Here is a 19635-nt window from a genome sequence, read left to right as displayed (position 1 = left end):
AACTTAAGTAAGGTGGTATAGCTATGACCTGTTTCTATATTTATAATTGTGAAAATAGTAAAAAAGTTGATTTCACAAGAGATAGTCAAAATATGCTTAACGATATACGTAGCTTTCAATTATTATTTTGGGAAAATTCTAACATATGTCTCAATATTATATGTGATGGCCCAGAAACGGTTTTATCGACATATGATCCCCAATTAGATGAGTGGGTACAATTTTCTTTTAGATTTTGCAATAATTATAGAGGAATAGAGTTGTTATTTCTAATACTACCTGACTACCTTAAAAGAAAAGGACTGGGTACATTTTGTGTTACATGGTTTAAAGAGTTTTGCTATAAATACGGCTTTCAATATATTATATTAAGGGCTTGTGATAAAGCAGTAAATTTTTGGATTAAAATGGAGTTTAGTAAAATAGAATGTGATGATGAAATTATATACCTTAGAAGTTATTCTAATTTATCAGGGTTTAAAAATGTAATGATTGATCAAAAAACATATGATAAAAAAACTGAAGGTAATGATAATAGAATTAATAAAGTAATAAAAAGAACATGTGTAATTGCATCTATTATCCTTGTTTTAATCTGGATAATTAAAAAGTTTTATTTATTAAGTAGCGATGGAATTGCGATATTAAACTATATAACTTTATAGAGTAAATCTGTAATCGCTTATTTTAAGGAGCTTTTTTTATTTCTTTTTTATTAATATTTATTTAATTAGTTTGCACATTGGACAAGTATGTAATAAAATTTCATGAGTTATGCAGTTCGTGTAAATAAATGTAAATAAGACTGATGTATCGTATATTATAATATACTAAAAAATATTTTTGTTTTATATGTCTTGAAATAGCAAAAAAGACTTGACTTTTTAAACCCGCCCCAATAATCAAAGTGAATGGTATTAATAGCCATTACTCTTGATGAATGGGTGATAAATATGACTCTTGGGAAACCGAAATATAGAAATTTACAACAAGGAAATGGGGGCGGAACGCCAGTTTTAAAAGCAATTTGGGATAAATTTGATTTTTCACTTCTGCTTACGCAATCGGGTATTGTAAAACGTAATGGTGTACCCACTTGGCTTATTGCTTTTGCTTATGTGGTAGGACTTATTGCTAATAAAAATTCTGTCTCACGTATTTCTGATTATGCTACTAAGGATAGCTTATTACAACAGATGTTTCGGAATCTTAAAATGGCTCAATATACCTTTAGCCGCTTTTTTACAACTGATTATAATTGGGGTTTATTTAGTTTTAAAAGAGTACAAAGACTACAACAAGAAGAAGAAACTGCATTTACTGAAGGAGATGTTATTGTACTTGATGATACAAAGGTGGCTCATGCCCATGGAAAGAAAATCCCTTTCCTTTGTTGGTTATATGATAGCTCCATTAAAATAAATATCTGGTGTATGAATATAGTTGCTACAACTGTTGTATTAAAGAACGGACTTAAATATCCATTGTTTTGGCGTATTTGGCGTAAGGTAGAAAATAGCGATGAAAAACAGACAAAAATAGATCTTTCAAAAGAAATGCTAATGGATATTCGCCGGATTTACACAGGGGTACTATGGGTTGCCATGGACCGCCGGTTTTTATGCAAAGACTTTTTAATTGGCTCACAGATCATCAATATGATTGGGTTACTAAGGCAAAACGTAATACAGCACTTTATCGAAAAGAAATTGAGAATATTACAGGCCGAGAACGCTTTATCCCTGTAAAGCCTTCAATGCTTATTAAAGAAGTTTTTTTCAAACTTCTTATTAGTGGTCTAAAGATAAAGTAAGTGCTATATCCATACCTAATATTTATATCAAGTTACCCTACCGTTTAGTTGGAAAGCAGGGTAAAGTAGTAACTAAGTATCGTTATACGCCTATTGCAGCAGTTGTAGCTACAAGACTCAAAGAAGATACTGAAATGATGAAGGATGAATTTGAGAAAAACAAAGAGGTTGCAGCTACATATCGTGGGGCTTACCTTTTGATTAGTAATAGGGTCGATAATCCTGAAGAAGCTTTAGATGCATATATTAAGCGTTGGAGCATTGAGGTTTTTTTTAGAACTGCAAAACAAGAACTGGGGTTGAATTCTTGCCACTCAACGTCGGAAAGTCATCATTACGCCCATATTGAGCTCATTTTTACAGCAGAAACTTTACTTGTCTATGCAAGATGGGAACTCAATAATAAAGGCGCTGAAGAAGGCTTCACCCACGGCGAAATGGTCCGAAACTTTTTCAACGCCACATACCGTATCGTTATAAAAGCACAGCAATGCTTTCAAACTATACAAGTACATTTTGACACAGAAGTTAGGCAATTTGCAAGACTTATTGATAAATTTTGGCCGAAGAATTTATTGTTAGGTTGGTTTACTGTGCAAAATTCCCAGTATATGGAGTCAACTGCATAACTCATGAAAATTTAACTATATATACAAAATTTTACATAAACATTACATGGATTTAAAAGGGAGTTAATACTGCTATTTTATACTTACATAAGAGATAATTAACAGAAGATAAGAACTGTGAGAAGTTTAAAAACAATAAAAAAATACAAATAACCGGGAGGAAAAGGTATGAAAACAAGTACAGGTATTAATATGTTCAGTCAGTCGATGGAGGCACAAAAAAATATGTTTGAAGTGTGGCAAAAAATGTTTAATCCAATTAGTGAAGAGGTATTGGAAGCTAGTAAAGACATAAATAATAAACCTTTAAGTTTTTTAAAGGATATAATGGAACTAACTAATAAACTAAATAGCAACTATATGGGTGATCCATACCAAGTATTAAAGAAAATGAATGAAAGCACAGATGCGTACTATAGTGTATTTAAAATCTGGCAGAAGCTAAAAGAAGATACATTTGAGCCAACAGCAGAAGCTATGAAGGTAGCTTTTGAAGAGTGGAGAGAGCAATATTCAGAATACATGAATAAACACTATATACCACTGTTACCAGAGCCAATGAAAAAAGTACTAGAGCAATCCATGTCAGTAATGGAATCATATAGATCAGCAACAAATAAGTTCTGGGAACCATGGATAGGAAATGAAAAAGAATTAAGTGATGCATTTTTTAGAGGACTATTAAACGATCCTTCAGCATACTTAGAATACTTAAAGCTATGGAAAGAAAACTATGATAACTCCTTTAGTAAATTCCTAAACACACCAATGATGGGAATAAACAGAGAGCTATTAGAAAAACAATTTGATAGTCTAGATAAATACATTAGATTTAATGTACATTTAAATGAATACTTAGCAAATATATATAAATTAGGTCAAGAAACAATGAAAAAGACATTAAATGATTATGCAGCAATGTATAAAGAAGGAATGCAACCAAAATCCTTTGAAGAGTTTTATAAATATTGGACTAAAGAAATAAATAATGCCTTTGATAGATTATTTTTTTCAGATGACTTTAGTAAGTTAGTAGGCCATACATTAGATGCAATGACAAGTTTTAAAATAGAAGTAGATAAGTTATGGGAAGAGTACTTAACATTTATGCCAATAGCAAAAAAATCAGAGATGGACAGTTTATATAAAACAGTATACGAAATGAAAAAAGAAATAAAAAGCCTAAGAAAAGAGTTAGATGAATTTAAAGCATTAAAAGAAGTAAATAGCGAAAAAGAAAAAAGTAAAAAGTAATTAGAAAAAAATAGATAAAAAAGACTATAACAACAAATTAAAAGAGGTGGAGAATTTTGAATCAAGCTTCTAACACAGACATCTATGCTGAGGCAATGTCAAAGGTATTACAAAAACAACAAAAGTTAATAGATGGAATAGATGTTTTAATGAATATAGAGTATGAGGACCATGATAAGACACCGAAGGAACTAGTGTATCAAGAAGATAAAATGAAGCTATACCGCTATATTTCAACAACAAAACCTAAAACCAAAATACCAACATTAGTAGTTTACGCCCTAATGAATAGATCCTATATAATGGATATACAAAGAGACAAAAGCTTTATAAAGAAGCTGCTAGATGAAGGTCTAGACCTATATATAGTAGATTGGGGATATCCGACAGCAGAGGATAGATACATAACTATGGAGGACTATATAGAGGGATATCTAGGAAATGCAATAGACTATATAAGAAAGACACACAACCTAGATAAAATAAACATAATATCCAAATGCCAGGGTAACCTTCTGTACAATTTACTCAGCCCTATACCCAGAGAAAATAAAAAACCTAGTAACAATAGCAGCGCCCTTTGATTTTAGTACAGATGACGGACTACTATTTAAATGGGCAAAGGATATGAATGTAGATGGGCTTGTGGATGCATACGGAATAGTACCAGGAACATTTTTAAATTCATGTTTTGTATCCTTAAAGCCATATAGCCTACTAGTAGATAAGTATATAGGATTAATAGATGGATTAGACGATAAAAACTTCTTATCAGACTTTTTAGGTATGGAAAAATGGTTATTTGATAGTCCAGGTCAAGCAGGAGAAGCCTATAGAAAATATATGAAGGATCTATGGCAGGATAACAAATTAATAAAAGGGGAATTTACATTAGGAGGCAAAAAAGTAGACCTTAAAAATGTAACAATGCCCCTATTAAATGTAGTAGGAGATAAAGATAATTTAATTGTACCAGCTGCATCAAAACCATTAAATGATGCAGTAGGAAGTAAAGATAAAGAATTAGTAACATATCCAGTAGGTCATGCTGGAATAGTAGCAAGCTCCCGTTCACAAAAGGAGATTGCCCCGAAAGTAGCAAAATGGCTATTAGATAGAAGTAAGAACTAGAAAAGAATTTATATTACAAGGCATCTATTAATAAAGATAGGTGCTTTTTTGTTTGGGTATTCTTTATCAATTTACTATCATAGAAGGGGTAATTAAATAAGTATTCTATAAGTTATACATTGAATAATTTGGGTATATACAAAAAATGAATTATCTTATGAATGATATAGGGATGTGGTGCATTTGGATGAAGATCATAGGAAAATCAAAGAAATGGCAATTATTGCAGTTGGTGTAGCTACAATAATTGGTGGTGGAATAGCTATTTTTGTAGCTAGTTCTATAATTCCGATGCCTGGTGTTAAGTATATACTTTTGTCTCCGTACTTATCTATGGTGACCTATGTTATCCAATTAAAAGCTAAATCAAAATTAATACTACTCAAGTTTGGAGTTGTTTTTGCAATAACCATGACTATGATAAGTTTATTTATGGGAGGAGCTATATTATTAACCGCTTTTCTTGCACAGTTTTCAATAATTGGTATAAAGAGCAATGAAATAAAGGTATTTTAGGGAAGTGTAATGTTTTCTGGGTATATGGGTGTATGTGCTTTAGCGATAACTAGATTGTTTACTAATAGTAGAGCTGATATTTTACCAAATTGGTGGATATTAGTTGTAGGCCTGCTTAGTGCAGGACTAGGTATAGTAGCCGTAAATCTTTCGAAATCTGTTTTAAAGCGCATAAATATATTGCAATCGGGAAATGAATAAAAATTTTAATTTGGAAAGGAGAATGTTATGAGTTCAGAAGTAAAATGTCCAGTTACAGGTACAAAGAGCAAAGAAAGGAAAGGGGGTACAACTAATCGAGATTGGTGGCCAAATCAGTTAAATTTAAAGGTATTGCAGCAACACTCTAGCAAGGTTGATCCAATGGGTGAAGGTTTTAATTACGCTGAGGAGTTTAAAAAACTAGATTACGATGCTTTGAAAAAGGATATTTTTGACCTGATGACAGATTCACAGGAATGGTGGCCTGCGGATTATGGGCATTATGGCCCGCTTTTTATTCGTATGGCATGGCATAGTGCAGGTACATATAGATCAGGAGATGGACGTGGAGGAGCTGGAACAGGTACTCAACGCTTTGCACCACTTAATAGTTGGCCAGATAATGCTAATCTTGATAAAGCCCGTAGACTCTTATGGCCAATCAAAAAAAAATATGGTAAGCGCATTTCTTGGGCAGATTTGATGATTCTAGCCGGAAATTGTGCATTAGAATCAATGGGCTTTAAAACCTTTGGGTTTGGAGGCGGACGTAAAGATGTTTGGGAACCAGAGGAAGATATATACTGGGGCGAAGAAAAAGAATGGCTTGGGGAAAAGAGATACAGTGGAGAGCGTGAACTAGATAATCCGCTGGCTGCTGTTCAAATGGGTCTTATTTATGTAAATCCTGAAGGACCAGACGGTGTTCCAGATGCAGTGGCATCAGGTAAGGATGTACGTGATACCTTCGCTCGCATGGGGATGAATGATGAGGAGACAGTGGCATTGGTAGCTGGAGGGCATACATTTGGAAAGTGTCATGGTGCAGCAAGTCCAACCCATATAGGTCCTGAACCTGAAGCAGCAAATATTGAAGCAATGGGGCTTGGATGGAAGAATAGTTATGGTACAGGAAAAGGTGATGATACAATCACAAGCGGTATAGAAGGACCTTGGAATTCTACACCGACAAAATGGGATATGGGGTATTTGAACACATTGTTTGAACATGATTGGAACTTAGTTAAAAGTCCAGCAGGTGCTTGGCAATGGGTACCAGCAGACCCTGAAACCCATAATATTCCTAAAGCCCATAATGCATCAGAAATACAACCCCCTATTATGACAACAGCTGATTTGGCCCTTCGTATGGATCCAATATACAAACCAATTGCGAAAAGGTTCCACGAAAGTCCAGAGACTTTCAGAGATGCTTTTGCACGAGCTTGGTTTAAGTTAACACATAGAGATATGGGACCTAAATCCCGCTATCTTGGGCCAGAAGTACCTGAAGAAGATTTAATTTGGCAAGATCCTATTCCAGCGGTGGATTTTGAAATTATAAATGATGATGATATTGAAGAGTTGAAGGAAGCTATTCTTAGAACGGGACTTAGGGTTTCACAATTAGTGACCACTGCTTGGGCTTCGGCATCGACCTTCCGTGGTTCTGATTACCGTGGGGGGGCAAATGGAGCACGTATTTGTCTTGCTCCGCAAAGAGATTGGGAGGTTAATCAACCAGAAGAATTGAACAAAGTACTGACTGCCCTAACTGATGTACAATTACAATTCAACGAAAAACAAAGTGGTTCAAAAAGAGTCTCAGTAGCAGACTTGATAGTTCTTGGTGGCTGTGTGGCAATTGAAAAGGCTTCTAAAACTGCAGGTGTTGATGTGAAAGTACCATTTACACCTGGTAGAACAGATGCAACTCAGGAGCAAACTGAAATTCAATCCTTCTCATTATTGGAACCCGTAGCCGATGGTTTTAGAAATTATCAAAAAAACAAATACTCTATAAAACCAGAAGAGTTATTAATTGATAAGGCTCAGCTTCTAGGGCTGACGGCACCTGAAGTGACAGCCTTAATTGGTGGTATGAGAGTGCTTAATGCGAATTATAAGGGTTTACCTTTTGGTGTGCTTACTGACCGTCCTGAGGTTTTAACAAATGATTTCTTTGTGAATTTACTTGATATGAATACTATGTGGAGGCCAGCCGATGATGATCAATATGTTTTTGAAGGAGTCGAACGTTCAACTGGAAAACATAAATGGATCGCAACACGTATAGATTTGATTTTCGGTTCACATTCACAGCTTAGGGCTTTCTCGGAAGTCTATGCCAGTGATGATGCCCATGAAAAATTTATTAAAGATTTCATAGGAGCATGGAATAAGGTAATGAACGCTGATCGCTTTGATATAAAGTAAAAGCATAAGTTTTTAGTGGCAAGACTTTTATGCCTTCTCTAACTAATAATAGTTTGAGAAGGCGCTATTTTATTAGCCCTTGTTTTAAAATTTAAGTAAAAAACGTATAAGAGCAATAGAGAAAGCTTAAAAAGAGCTAGACAAATTAAGTTTACTAATCTAATCCAAGCTCTCAAAATTTTGAAAAATAGCAAGTATTGAGTAATATTTTGAACTAAATATCAGTAAATTAGATAAGAAACTAAGGAGAGAATAGGTTTGATAGGTTTAATTTATTATGTGGAATATTCATATAAATTAAGTGGGTAAAACCAGTGGTGCTCAATCAATAATATTTTGGGTGAGATACTAATATAGCTAAAGATAGAGTAAATAATGGAGATCTATAATATCAAATACTCTTAAACAATATAAATTGAAGGGGCGAGCGGCTATTATAAAAAGAAAATTTTTAATATATAGACTGTTATGTTGTACGGAATTTTCTGAGTTTACTATAATTTACAGACCACTTAATAATAGAGTAGTCTTAAAGAAATATCATGATACTAATGAGTATGACGGTATTTTTGATGAAATTTTAAAAAATTCAATAGTAAGATATAGGTATAAAGCTCTATGTGAACCTTATACCTATGAAGTTGATATTTACCAGTGTGAAAAGAGTTTAATGGTTATTTGTGTAAATTTCAAAAACCTTGAGGAATCGAGAAATTTTCAGAAACCTAGTTGGTTTGGAAAAGAGATAACTGATATAGAAGACTTTAACCGTAAAGAATTTTTTATTATAGATTAAAGTATCTGAAGCTTACTAGTTAGTATTTGTGTTTTTATGATGGATTTATTTCTATAAAAAATGCTATTTTTTTATAGCTACTACAGTTCCGATTGGAAGGTTTGTAAATAACCATTCTACATCTTTATTGTGCATTCTGATACATCCTTGGCTTACATATTTTCCTATTGAGTAAGGCTCGTTTGTTCCATGTATACCGTAAATGGTTCCATTGGAATCCGCAACATCTAAACCTAACCACCTTGTACCTAGGGGATTTTCAGGTGAACCACCGGGTATGCCCTTTGGAGAATACCATGGATTCTGTATTTTGTTTACTATTTTAAAGGTGCCAGTTGGTGTTGAATTATTTTTACCAGTGGCGACTTTAAAAGTACGAACTATTTTATTATCACTTAAAATAGATAGAGAATTATTAGAGATACTTATTTCAACAATATACGATTCTTTTTGTTGATTAAGAGTATTTGCTGTGATTGTATTTATTTTAATTGGTCTTTTTTTTATAATAGTATCTTCAACAAAAAAGGGGTTTGGAATCTCTAACACAGTCCCAGATTTTAATAGATCTGGGGCAGTTATATTATTATGTTTTACAATATATTCCTGAAAACTTGAGAGTTCAAAGTGTTTTGAAATGATACTATATAGAGTTTCTCCAGGCTGAACAATATACTCTAAAGTATTGTTAATCAAGGGCAATTTTAATTTCATTCCCGCTTTTATGTCTGTATTTGGATTGTTTATCCCATTTGTACTCTGTATGAAATTAGTGTACAATGCTCGGCTAAAGTAATGCTTAGTTATACTAAAAATCGTATCTCCAGTTTTAACTGTGTACACATCTAAAATTTTAGGATTTAATATATTTAGTGTACTTCCTGCCTTTAAATCTACACTAGAGTTTTTAATGTTATTATCAACTTCTAATTTATTAACAAACTTCGCGGAGTTATAATGTTTTTTAGATAGACTAAATATTGTATCTCCCGGAGTTAATTGGTGATAAACAATAATTTGTTTATTTAAAACATCAATTGTTGAAATGCCTATTCTTTCCTCATCAATAAGTTTTTCCTCTATCTGTTCTACCTTGGACTCTATTTTAGTGGTAACAACAGGTACTGAGTTGTTAAATGCTGTTGTATTAACAGCATTACTATTACTATATTCCTTAATATTTTCAGCTTGCTCACTATGTGTATTAACTAGACTTTCTTCCTCTAAATTAGGGGTAAAGTTCTCTGTTTGAGGGTATGAGTTGGTTGAAGCTGAGGTTATACATACTAACGTAGTATCTTTAGTAAAGATAAATATAAAACTTAGAAGAGACAATGCAGTTATAAGTAGAAGGATACATAATTTATTACGCATTTTTTTCTTGAGATTTCTATACTTTCTAAAACGTGTTAATTCATTTTCTGTCACACTACTCATTAATTATGTCGCTCCATTCTGCAAATAATTTAAGCTTGTATAATTCGACAATATTTTAGAAACACCTTTACTTATTACTTCTAATATGTAAAATAGGAAAATAGTAGGATTAATTATTCATTAGTAAAAGAATTTATATATTGAAAATACTACAAGGAATAATAACAATAGAAACAAAGGTGATAAGGAGTTGATAATCATAAAATGAACGAAGACCATAAAAAAACTAATGATACTATAATTGAGCGAGGTACAATAGAAGACCTAAATAATCTATATAAAAGCTATTGTTCTGATTTTCCTGAAAATGAAAGGAAGAGCTTTGAATATTTAAAAACACTTATGGAAACAGGAAAATACAGACTATTATTAATTAAAAATTATGGTGAAAGTGAAAGAATAGGATATGCGTTTATATATACAATTGAACATGAGAGGACACTATGGTTAGATTTTTTTGCTATAGAAAAAAGATTTAGGTCTAAGGGATTAGGATCATTAATTATGGACCAGATCATTTCATATTTTGGAAGTGCATACCAGGGTATGTTTATAGAAGCTGAGATACCAAATGGCTTAGATTCTAACCAAGAAAGAAGGCTAGAGTTTTACAAAAGAAAAGGCGCGCAAATTTTATCATTAGAATATGAACTGCCAACATTAGAAGGTGGATTTCCAATGTATCTTATGTATTTGTCTGAAAATAAAAATTTACAAAGGGAAACTATCGAAAGGTCGATAAAATCTGTATTTGATGTAATACATTCAAATATTATGGACAGGGATAAACTATACAAAAAGGTTATTGGTACTATAAAAATAACTAATTAATTAAGTTCCATTTTGAAAAACTTTTTAATAAATAGTATTAAAAATGACAATCTATTTTCTTAACAGACTGGCATTTACTTTATTATTTTTATATTCTAATCATCGGGGTTTTCTTCAAAAATATAACTTAAAGCATTAATATCCATATAGGATACACCGTTTCTAACAAAAAAGCATTTTTCCATAGTTTTTTAACAACCTCATTTACTTGCTTTCACCACCTTAATAAATTTAGTATTATAGTAAAATTAAACCATTGGAGTCCAAGAAGGTAAAGGATTTAATTTCCATTATAGTGCTAATGGCTATCATCCATTACTTTGTTATGACGGTTTAACTGGAGATTTTCTAAAAGCTCAACTGCGAGATGGTACAGTATACACATCCAATGGTGTTGTTGATTTTATGCAGCCTTTACTAGATGAATACGAAATTAATTATCCCGATGCTAGCTCGTATTTACGAGGTGATAGCGGTTTTGATGTACCTGAATTATTTAAACAATGTGAAACAAGCTCGGTGTCATATGCAATTCGTCTAAAGGCAAATCAGAATCTCTATAAACTATCACGATATGCTACTACTTTATTAGACGAAATTACAGCTCAAAATAAACTTGATTATGCTGTAGTATATGATGAATTTTTATATAAAGCAGCTAGCTGGAATTATCCTAGACGAGTTGTAGTAAAAGTAGAAAAACCAGCTAATCAATTTATATATCAGCATACCTTTATAGTAACCAACATGAGTCTATCTCCAACAAAACTTTTCGCTTTTTACTCAAACAGGGGGAACATGGAGAATTTTATTAAAGAGTGTAAAAACGGTTTTGATTTCTGCTCTACCAGTAGTCAGAGTAAAATAGTTAACGCTAATCGACTGCAATTACATGTATTAGCTTACAATCTTTTTAATTTGTTTAGACGGCTGGTACTTCCTAAGCATATGAGAAAAATGCAGATAAATACCATACGTTTAAAACTTATTAAGATAGCTTCGAAAATCGTTAAATCAGCAAGATACCTTACATTTAAACTGTGTAGTAGCTGCCCGTATCAAAAGGAGTTTAATGAGATATTTGATAACATAATGAAAATCCCTAAGCTAGAGTAATAAAAAATAAAGTTCTTTACAACTTCAAAAATCATAATTGACTATTCGGGGATAAGTCTGCCCATTTTTAAGTCTCTTATAAATGTAGAGACCTTTTACATTAACAAACAAGTCATTTTTGAATTAGAAGTTGTATTAAATTTTTCTCATGAATAATTCAGGTTAAATATTAATATGATACTATGTGATACTAGGTTGCACAATATCTTTTTAAATGTTAGGAGTAGCTTATAGAAAGGTGATTAGATGAAAAATACAGTATAGACTTCGTCCAAATAACTATTGGGATATCCGTGAGCATGAAATATGGTTGTCAGCTATGGCATCAGAAGGCTTGTAAAAAGGAGAAAAACCAATAGAGCATTTGCCTTAGGATCTGCAGCCTATATTATATCAATTGTTTTTGTACCAAGTATATCTAATAGAATCTATCAGTTAAGGTTTTCATTTATGGTTAAAGGGCTAACTGAAAATCTAGCAAAGTTTTATGAAAGTGAATTTCTTAAACTTGAATATACGGAAATTTTGATAACTTAATGGTTTATGATACAGAAGAATTCAAGATTGTAGGTGCATTAAAAGGGAAGAGCGTAATGGAGTAATATATCTAGGTCATGAAGACGTTAATAATATAATAGAGAGTGTAGCTAATAAAATAAATATTATTTCTGAATAATTAAAGTAACAAAATAGTTTTAAAAAACTATTGTGCCAATTTGATTAATAATTGACTACAATAGTCTTTTTTTTATAAAAATTTGTAAATATATGAAATATTCTCATTCATTATGTATACTGTATAGTTAAGTTGCTTGAGCAGATAATAAAGTTAAGTATATTAATTTAAATTTGAGTATATTGTATTTTTATGGATATTAATTAAATAAAAAATTTAAAGGAGAAAAGGAATATATGATAAATAAAAATCATAGTGGGTGGAATTTAGACGATAGTTATACTAGTTTACCAAAACAGTTTTATTCAAAAGTAAATCCTACGCCAGTAAAATCCCCTGAACTTGTTATTCTTAATATTCCTCTAGCCTTGTCCTTAGGATTAAATCCAGAGTTTCTGGAAAAAAAAGAAGGTATAAATGTACTAGGCGGAAATCATGTAATTGAAGATACAACTCCAATAGCCCAGGCCTATGCTGGTCATCAGTATGGTGGTTTTACTATGTTAGGTGACGGTAGAGCAATACTTTTAGGTGAACAAATTACTCCAAAGGGGGAACGATTCGACATTCAGCTTAAAGGGCCCGGTGAAACTCCATACTCTCGGGCTGGGGACGGACGTGCTGCAATTGGTCCAATGTTAAGAGAATATATTATTAGTGAAGCCATGCATAGCTTAGGCATACCAACAACAAGAAGTTTAGCTGTAGTGACTACTGGAGAAACCTTATATAGACAAACTAAACAACTAGGAGCAATTTTAACGAGAGTGGCCAGTAGTCATATAAGAGTTGGAACATTTCAATTTGCTGCTGAATTTGCTGCTGATAATCTTAAAGCTTTGGCAGACTATACATTAGAAAGACATTTTCCAGAGTACAAATCACAGAGTAATCCGTACTTATATTTATTAAAAGAAGTTATAAATCGTCAGGCAAAGTTAATTGCTAAATGGCAGCTAGTTGGATTTATTCATGGTGTAATGAATACTGATAATATGACAATAAGTGGTGAAACCATTGATTATGGACCATGTGCATTTATGGATATTTACGACCCTAAAACGGTATTCAGCTCCATTGATAGATTTGGACGTTATGCTTATGTAAACCAACCCTATGTAGCTGGATGGAATCTTGCTAGATTAGCGGACGCTCTATTACCAATATTACATGAGGATCGGGATAAAGGAATTGAAATGGCTCAAGAAGCAGTTTCTAACTTTACAGAAATATATCACGGTCATTGGATGAGAGGAATGAGAAATAAGCTAGGAATAATTAATGAAGAAGGTCAGGATGAACCTCTAATTGAAAATCTTTTTAGCTTAATGCATAAGTATAAGGCTGATTTTACAAACACTTTTAGAGCCTTAACATTACAAGAACTTGAAGGCGCTGAAATTTTTGAAAGTAGTGGATTTAAAGAGTGGAATGAACTATGGCAGTCTAGATTAGATAGACAGCAGGAGTCTAAAGAAAAAGTATATGAGTTAATGAGAAATAGTAATCCTTCAGTTATTCCTAGAAACCATAGGGTAGAAGCTGCTTTAGAGGCTGCATCGAATGGTAATTATGATGTAATGAAAAGGCTATTAAGTGTTTTGTCGAACCCCTTTGCATATACAACTGAGCAGGAGGAATATACAAGTTTACCTACAGAAAATAGTTGTGACTATAGGACTTTCTGTGGTACTTGATAAAAAAAAGAAACAGAGGTGATGACTTTGAACAATAGTTTTATTCCAGATGAAGTAAAAGAAAGAGTTAAAAACTCAAATTATGAGATTTCAAAGGATATGGCAGATTTACCTTCTAGAAAAAATGGTTTTATTGGTGGAAGTCTGGGCGGCACAATGACTCGAAGATTAGTAGAAATGGCAGAAAAGGATTTAGCAGAGAAAAATAACTAGATTAAGATGGCCAATTGGCCATTTTTTTCTTCTATAGGAAATTATAAAATTAAAAATCTGTGGATAACATATGGTATGATTGAGATATGAATAGAAAAAAGATAACAGTTAAAGAGATATTGGTAGATAGATATGAGGACTTTAAAAACACATACTGGTCTAGAGTTCCTAAGGTTATGAGAGAACATATAGATGATCTAGTAAATAAGGCTATAAATTGTAGCGATGTTAAAAATGGATATGCCGAATATATATGTGAGGATTGTTTTAGTGTAACGAAAGTACCATTTACATGTAAAAGCAAGTTTTGCAATAAATGCGGAAGAGTATATACACTAAAATGGGTGAAAAGCAAAGAACAGAACATGTTAAGGGTAGGGCATAGACATAGTGTATTTACAATGCCTAAGGAACTGAGAAACTTCTTTTATGCAAGGAGAGAATTATTAAAAGAATTGCAGGATGCAGTATACAACGTAATTTCATATTGGTATAAAAATAATAGGAAATGTGATTATGAAGTAGGTATAATAGCCGTAGTGCACACCTTTGGAAGAGATTTGAAATGGAACCACATATACATGCATTAGTAACAGAGGGAGCAATAGATAGAAATAATAATTGGTGGAAGAGTGTTGAATATATACCATATCCATTTTTGAAGAAAGCATGGCAGAAGGTGCTACTAGAAATAATTAAGAAATATTTTAATAGTTATGAAACCAGGCAGCTAATAAGTGAGATGTATAAAAGATATCCAAATGGGTTTTATGTTAATGCAAAGAGAAAACTGAATGATACAAGACAAGCAGTAAAGTACATAGGAAGATATCTTGCTAGAGCAGCTATAGCAGAATATAGAATAGAGGAATATGATGGAGAAAAGGTTACGTTTTGGTATGAAGATCATAACGATGGAAAAAAAGTAAAGATAACTATGGATGTGTTAGAATTTATAGGAAAAATAACACAACATATAGTACCTAAAGGATTCAAGACAGTAAGAAGATATGGACTGTATTCAAGGAGAAGAAATAAGATATCCAAGGATATAGTGCATCTATATAATTTTATGAAGGAAAAGTCTATAGAAAAATTGCTTAGGGATAAGAGAAAAAGTTTTGAAAAGAAAAAGACCTGGAAAGAGAGGATTATAGAGAATTTCGGAAGAAATCCACTTTTATGTGTAAAATGTACCACTGAAAAAATTTTATGGAGAATATGGCATAAAGACTATGGGGTGATATATGATATAAGAGAATCTAGGGATATGGAGGAAATATTATATGAGCCCATTAGTAGAGCGCCATTACAAAGAAAAGTTGTACAAATATCATTGTTTGAAGTGTAAGTATTTGGAGTGGGCTCCCGCAGATATTGTGGATGAGTTTGCAGATTTGGATACCTACTGTGACGAAGAGTACGACGAAGAACAAAATAAAAATAGAAAAGGTATGCCGATTATGGTATGCCCTAATTGTAATGAGGATTTTTATTATTTTGGTGAACAAAAAGAAGAAAAACACTCATACCTAGAAGAAGATGATGAGTGTATTCCTTTTTAAACACAGTCCCCGTCAGGGGATTTTTTTATAGAAATATGGTGTTTTGTGACTGTAATCACGGAAATATATCCTTTTTTTCTTTACAATTAACTTAAAGAATAAAGGGGGCATAATAATGAAACAGTCGGAGCTATTAAAAAGACAGCATACAGAAATAATGGATTTAATAAATGAAATAGAAAGTAGTATAAAAGATAAAAGTAATAATCAAAATGAGAATATTGTAAAGCTAATAAATTCCCTTTCAGGAAAACTAAAGGTTCATCTTAGTATAGAGGATAAACATTTATATCCAGAACTATTAAATAGTACGAAATATCGAGAAATTGCCTTTAAATACATGGATGAAATGGGTAACTTAGTAAATGAGTATAATTCATTTAAAACAAAATTCAATACACCTAGTAAGCTAGCTCTAGGTATTAAGGATTTTGAAAAAGAATCAGAAAAAGTTTTTTCTCTCTTAAGAAAGAGAATTATTAAAGAGGACAATGAGCTATATCAATTATGTTCTGAATAAATAAAATTATATGAGGAGTGTTAAGTATGAAGAAATTAATTAAGAATATTGATTTATCAAAAAAGTATGAATTAGCTTCATTGGTGGATTATCAAGAGGGTAAAGTGATAAGTAGAACATTAGCCCAGGGAAGACCATTAAGCTTAACTGTATTCGCCTTTGATAAGGACGAGGAAATAAGCTCGCATACGGCATCCGGGGATGCAATGGTAGTTATTTTAGATGGGACAGCAGAGATAACTATAGGTGAGGAAAAACTAGTACTAACAAAAGGAGAAACAGTAGTAATGCCAGCGGGAGTACCACATGCCCTGCTTGCAGTAGAGCAATTTAAAATGCTATTAACTGTAGTATTTAGTTTAGAATAAAGGGTCAAAAGAGAAAAACGGATGCTTATAGCGTCCGTTTTTTCTATCTAGATCCTCTAATATATGTACTGCCCTTAATATGTACTTTAACTTCTGAAGTCAGATTTGTTATCATAATTGGATTTTCAACATTTGACTTTGGATACCTTATATCTACATCATGTTTAACATCTAGAAGATCTATACCCTTTTCTTTAAATTTAGCAAATAGAGCCTCTGTACCATCCTTAATTTTAACTGCAGCTAAATGCTCGATCTTCTCTATTGTCTCCTTATTCCAGTCTAAACCACTTTGTGCATCTGCAATAACAACATCTGTATCAATATTCACCTTCATCAGGATTCTTCGTCCATCATAATCCATTTTAGATTTTGTTTTACTTTTACGGATTTCTAATGTAAGGGTTTTATCCTCGTGTTGCGGATGTTGTATTTCTATAGCACCGGATTGTATTCTATCATATAAAAAATTACAATAAATTGTCTCATCTAATGTTAACATATCTACCATAATGTCATTCTCAAATACCGCCGCCCCTTGTGCAGATACAAATTGGTCAACAGTTTCCTGTTCAATTTTGATTGCATTCATTTTATCTATATGTTTACCCATTAATCTAGTATTTACATTATCGCTAAACCTATAATTAACAAGAATAGAAGATAGAAGACTATCTTGGAACAGCTCATATAAGTATATTCCAATATATTCATCCTGCTTAATTTCAGCTGTTAACAATTCTTCAGGTGGACCTAAATATACTGCTAAAAAGGCTCTTATTAAAAATTCCTGATCTCTTATAAGAAAATCAAGGAAATCAGCTATACCATTTTTTGCTGCCTTCTCTGTAAAAACGTACATCTTACACTGGCTATAATCTATTTTGTATCTAGAGGCAACATTTAGCTTACGTATCGTACCAAATAATGAGGGACCAGTTGCATGAAAAACAAGCCTTTGGCCTTGCTCCGTATTGTTTTTATTACTTCTATAGGAATGGAAGGCTTCAGCATATACTACTATATTATCCTGATCATCTATATCTATAACGAGCATTGTAACAAAAATTGCTCTATTTAAGTCCCTGTAATTAAAACAACCTGTTAAAATTATTGTTACAATAATTAGTAATATAGTTAAACGTACTTTTAACATCTATTTTTCATCTCCATGAAGAATATTATTTGAAATGTCCTTGAGTTTTTTTCTGTAAAATATATCTCTGAATTTAAAGGTTGTGAGTGTGCCTAGGGGATATAAAAATGGGTAACCACAAGTAGTTAGACCAGCTATATGAGATATAAACATTATAAAGGCAATATAAAAGCCAGGAAGCCCTGATAAGGCAGTAAATAATAAAAGAACGCTAGTCCATACAACCGTAGCATTAAATAAAGTCGGAATTAAAAATGTACAAATAGATGATAATGCAACAACTAATACGGTTATTTGTGACGTTAGGCCAGCGCCAATAGCGGCATCACCTAATATAAGTGCTCCGAATATACTTATTGCTTGTCCGATTGGGGATGGAAGTCTAATCCCTGCCTCCCGTAAAATAAGGAAGAAAAAATACATAATAAATATTTCTATAACTGTATTGAATGGTACACCAGACCTTAATACAGCTACCCTAAACACAAGTACCGTTGGTATTAGCTTGAAATGATATGTAGTTAGGGCTAAATATAGTGCTGGTAGAATCATTGCTATAGAAAATGCTAACCATCTTAAAATTCTATCGAAGCTACCAATGAACATATTGTTATAATAGTCATCCGGAGACATAAAGTGATCTATAAAAAAATATGGGGCAATTAAAACAAAGGGTGTACCATTGACCATAACACAAACTCTACCCTCAGATAGATTTGATGCTATTATATCCGGACGCTCACTATATCCAATTGTATTAAAAAAGGTATTTTTACTTCTTAGTTCCTCTTCAATATTGTTTATTGCAAAGACGAAGTGTCTATTTTGCATCATTTTAATTTTAGTTCTTATAAAGGTTACAAGCTTTTCTGGGGCATGCTGCTCAAGATAAATCAGAGCAACCCCTATTTGAGAGTGCCCACCTAAACGAAAATCTTCTATTTTTAAACCTGGATTCATAATTCTCCTTCTAATTAAAGAAATATTTATAGCTAAATCCTCTACAAATCCTTCCCTAGGTCCTTTGATTGTCGTTTCTGTTATAGGTTGTTCAATTGCTCTACGATTCATTCCTTTAACTTCACAGTAAAGTATTCCTTCGCAAAAGCTAAAGAAAAGAATTACATTACCTGAAAGAATATTAAGAATTGCTTCGTCTATAGTTTGTACCGTATCCGTAACATTGGATTCAATAACTTCTTTTTTTAGTTGTTCAATATTTTCAGGCAGAGTTTCAGAATCTAAAAGTGGAGCAAGAATATTATCACTTAAAAAAGCATGGTCAACCATATTATCTATAAAAATTGCACAGACAAATCCTTTAGAGGTAGTAATTTCCCTATATTTCACATCATACGCATTTTTAAGTTTTTCCTTAATTGTATTTATATTATTTTCATACTGATTTACTAAAATATGTTTTCGACTCATACAATCACCCCATGTATATTGTTTTACGTAGAAAGAATAATATGCATTTTTATGGCAAATAATGAAAT

At 32.2% G+C, this 19635-nt stretch carries 20 protein-coding genes and 2 pseudogenes; 19 read left to right on the top strand and 3 right to left on the bottom strand.

The genetic code is table 11. The features are described 5' to 3' along the window. The first annotated feature begins 23 nt into the window (after window positions 1-23). The 10 genes from HZR23_RS02520 (at window position 24) to HZR23_RS02475 (ending at window position 8557) form a co-directional block, all read left to right on the top strand. Entirely contained in the window at window positions 24-665 is a 642-nt protein-coding gene (locus HZR23_RS02520; protein ID WP_132849327.1) for a hypothetical protein, read from the top strand. A gap of 246 nt (window positions 666-911) precedes the next feature. Continuing rightward, entirely contained in the window at window positions 912-1748 is an 837-nt protein-coding gene (locus tag HZR23_RS02515) for a hypothetical protein (RefSeq protein ID WP_213050311.1), read from the top strand. Window positions 1749-1947: 199 nt separating this feature from the next. After that, entirely contained in the window at window positions 1948-2442 is a 495-nt protein-coding gene (locus tag HZR23_RS02510; RefSeq protein WP_249536676.1) for a transposase, read from the top strand. Window positions 2443-2610: 168 nt separating this feature from the next. Further along, window positions 2611-3696 carry a poly(R)-hydroxyalkanoic acid synthase subunit PhaE gene (locus tag HZR23_RS02505; protein WP_213050310.1) on the top strand — a complete coding sequence of 362 codons (1086 nt, stop codon included), beginning with the start codon at window positions 2611-2613 and terminating at the stop codon, window positions 3694-3696. Window positions 3697-3752: 56 nt separating this feature from the next. After that, entirely contained in the window at window positions 3753-4280 is a 528-nt protein-coding gene (locus HZR23_RS02500; protein ID WP_213050309.1) for a hypothetical protein, read from the top strand. Beyond that, entirely contained in the window at window positions 4219-4827 is a 609-nt protein-coding gene (locus HZR23_RS02495; RefSeq protein ID WP_213050354.1) for a hypothetical protein, read from the top strand. Before HZR23_RS02500 ends, HZR23_RS02495 begins: the two co-directional genes overlap by 62 nt. A gap of 183 nt (window positions 4828-5010) precedes the next feature. After that, a complete protein-coding gene (locus tag HZR23_RS02490; RefSeq protein ID WP_132849800.1) occupies window positions 5011-5343 on the top strand; it encodes a hypothetical protein in 333 nt (110 codons plus the stop codon). Between the two features lie 9 nt (window positions 5344-5352). Further along, complete coding sequence (locus HZR23_RS02485) at window positions 5353-5544, top strand: hypothetical protein (protein WP_132849799.1); 192 nt, start codon at window positions 5353-5355, stop codon at window positions 5542-5544. Window positions 5545-5571: 27 nt separating this feature from the next. Further along, window positions 5572-7761, top strand: a complete 2190-nt coding sequence (katG, locus tag HZR23_RS02480; protein WP_132849798.1) for a catalase/peroxidase HPI — start codon at window positions 5572-5574, stop codon at window positions 7759-7761. A 415-nt stretch (window positions 7762-8176) separates the two neighbouring features. After that, entirely contained in the window at window positions 8177-8557 is a 381-nt protein-coding gene (locus HZR23_RS02475; RefSeq protein WP_165913792.1) for a CYTH domain-containing protein, read from the top strand. Between the two features lie 63 nt (window positions 8558-8620). On the opposite strand, the gene HZR23_RS02470 is transcribed toward HZR23_RS02475, so the two are convergent. Next, window positions 8621-9994: a L,D-transpeptidase family protein gene (locus HZR23_RS02470; RefSeq protein WP_132849797.1), complete on the bottom strand. Its 1374-nt coding sequence runs from the start codon at window positions 9992-9994 to the stop codon at window positions 8621-8623. A 204-nt stretch (window positions 9995-10198) separates the two neighbouring features. Here HZR23_RS02470 and HZR23_RS02465 point away from each other — a divergent pair, with 204 nt between their 5' ends. The 9 genes and pseudogenes from HZR23_RS02465 to HZR23_RS02420 all read left to right on the top strand — a co-directional run bounded on the left by HZR23_RS02465 (window position 10199) and on the right by HZR23_RS02420 (window position 16980). Then, window positions 10199-10825 carry a GNAT family N-acetyltransferase gene (locus tag HZR23_RS02465; protein ID WP_132849796.1) on the top strand — a complete coding sequence of 209 codons (627 nt, stop codon included), beginning with the start codon at window positions 10199-10201 and terminating at the stop codon, window positions 10823-10825. 258 nt (window positions 10826-11083) lie between these two features. Next, window positions 11084-11941 (top strand): annotated as a pseudogene (locus HZR23_RS02460) (IS1380 family transposase); the annotation flags it as partial. A 306-nt stretch (window positions 11942-12247) separates the two neighbouring features. Then, complete coding sequence (locus HZR23_RS02455) at window positions 12248-12478, top strand: hypothetical protein (protein WP_132849794.1); 231 nt, start codon at window positions 12248-12250, stop codon at window positions 12476-12478. A gap of 375 nt (window positions 12479-12853) precedes the next feature. After that, complete coding sequence (locus HZR23_RS02450) at window positions 12854-14314, top strand: protein adenylyltransferase SelO (protein ID WP_132849793.1); 1461 nt, start codon at window positions 12854-12856, stop codon at window positions 14312-14314. A gap of 27 nt (window positions 14315-14341) precedes the next feature. After that, the gene (locus tag HZR23_RS02445) at window positions 14342-14527 is read left to right on the top strand and encodes a small, acid-soluble spore protein, alpha/beta type (RefSeq protein ID WP_165913791.1); all 186 of its coding nucleotides are present in this window, start codon (window positions 14342-14344) and stop codon (window positions 14525-14527) included. Between the two features lie 86 nt (window positions 14528-14613). Beyond that, a pseudogene (locus tag HZR23_RS18170) lies at window positions 14614-15878 on the top strand (IS91 family transposase). A 4-nt stretch (window positions 15879-15882) separates the two neighbouring features. Further along, on the top strand, window positions 15883-16092 hold the full coding sequence (locus HZR23_RS02430; RefSeq protein WP_213050207.1) for a hypothetical protein: 210 nt from the start codon (window positions 15883-15885) through the stop codon (window positions 16090-16092). A gap of 115 nt (window positions 16093-16207) precedes the next feature. Continuing rightward, complete coding sequence (locus HZR23_RS02425; protein ID WP_132847967.1) at window positions 16208-16612, top strand: hemerythrin domain-containing protein; 405 nt, start codon at window positions 16208-16210, stop codon at window positions 16610-16612. 26 nt (window positions 16613-16638) lie between these two features. Then, complete coding sequence (locus tag HZR23_RS02420; RefSeq protein ID WP_132847966.1) at window positions 16639-16980, top strand: cupin domain-containing protein; 342 nt, start codon at window positions 16639-16641, stop codon at window positions 16978-16980. Between the two features lie 43 nt (window positions 16981-17023). On the opposite strand, the gene HZR23_RS02415 is transcribed toward HZR23_RS02420, so the two are convergent. After that, the gene (locus HZR23_RS02415) at window positions 17024-18136 is read right to left on the bottom strand and encodes a Ger(x)C family spore germination protein (protein ID WP_132847965.1); all 1113 of its coding nucleotides are present in this window, start codon (window positions 18134-18136) and stop codon (window positions 17024-17026) included. Beyond that, a complete protein-coding gene (locus HZR23_RS02410; RefSeq protein WP_132847964.1) occupies window positions 18137-19567 on the bottom strand; it encodes a spore germination protein in 1431 nt (476 codons plus the stop codon). Window positions 19568-19635 lie beyond the last annotated feature (68 nt).

It is taken from the genome of Serpentinicella alkaliphila (assembly GCF_018141405.1).
GTDB classification, from domain to species: domain Bacteria; phylum Bacillota; class Clostridia; order Peptostreptococcales; family Natronincolaceae; genus Serpentinicella; species Serpentinicella alkaliphila.
This window is presented reverse-complemented; position numbering and strand designations above follow the sequence as displayed.

Coding starts and splice junctions, on each gene's coding strand:
- HZR23_RS02420 (WP_132847966.1), top strand. CDS start 16,639: ATGAAGAAATTAATTAAGAATATTGATTTATCAAAAAAGTATGAATTA.
- katG (WP_132849798.1), top strand. CDS start 5,572: ATGAGTTCAGAAGTAAAATGTCCAGTTACAGGTACAAAGAGCAAAGAA.
- HZR23_RS02425 (WP_132847967.1), top strand. CDS start 16,208: ATGAAACAGTCGGAGCTATTAAAAAGACAGCATACAGAAATAATGGAT.
- HZR23_RS02455 (WP_132849794.1), top strand. CDS start 12,248: ATGGTTGTCAGCTATGGCATCAGAAGGCTTGTAAAAAGGAGAAAAACC.
- HZR23_RS02510 (WP_249536676.1), top strand. CDS start 1,948: ATGATGAAGGATGAATTTGAGAAAAACAAAGAGGTTGCAGCTACATAT.
- HZR23_RS02520 (WP_132849327.1), top strand. CDS start 24: ATGACCTGTTTCTATATTTATAATTGTGAAAATAGTAAAAAAGTTGAT.
- HZR23_RS02505 (WP_213050310.1), top strand. CDS start 2,611: ATGAAAACAAGTACAGGTATTAATATGTTCAGTCAGTCGATGGAGGCA.
- HZR23_RS02415 (WP_132847965.1), bottom strand. CDS start 18,136: ATGTTAAAAGTACGTTTAACTATATTACTAATTATTGTAACAATAATT.
- HZR23_RS02465 (WP_132849796.1), top strand. CDS start 10,199: ATGAACGAAGACCATAAAAAAACTAATGATACTATAATTGAGCGAGGT.
- HZR23_RS02515 (WP_213050311.1), top strand. CDS start 912: ATGGTATTAATAGCCATTACTCTTGATGAATGGGTGATAAATATGACT.
- HZR23_RS02410 (WP_132847964.1), bottom strand. CDS start 19,567: ATGAGTCGAAAACATATTTTAGTAAATCAGTATGAAAATAATATAAAT.
- HZR23_RS02470 (WP_132849797.1), bottom strand. CDS start 9,994: ATGAGTAGTGTGACAGAAAATGAATTAACACGTTTTAGAAAGTATAGA.
- HZR23_RS02450 (WP_132849793.1), top strand. CDS start 12,854: ATGATAAATAAAAATCATAGTGGGTGGAATTTAGACGATAGTTATACT.
- HZR23_RS02485 (WP_132849799.1), top strand. CDS start 5,353: ATGTTTTCTGGGTATATGGGTGTATGTGCTTTAGCGATAACTAGATTG.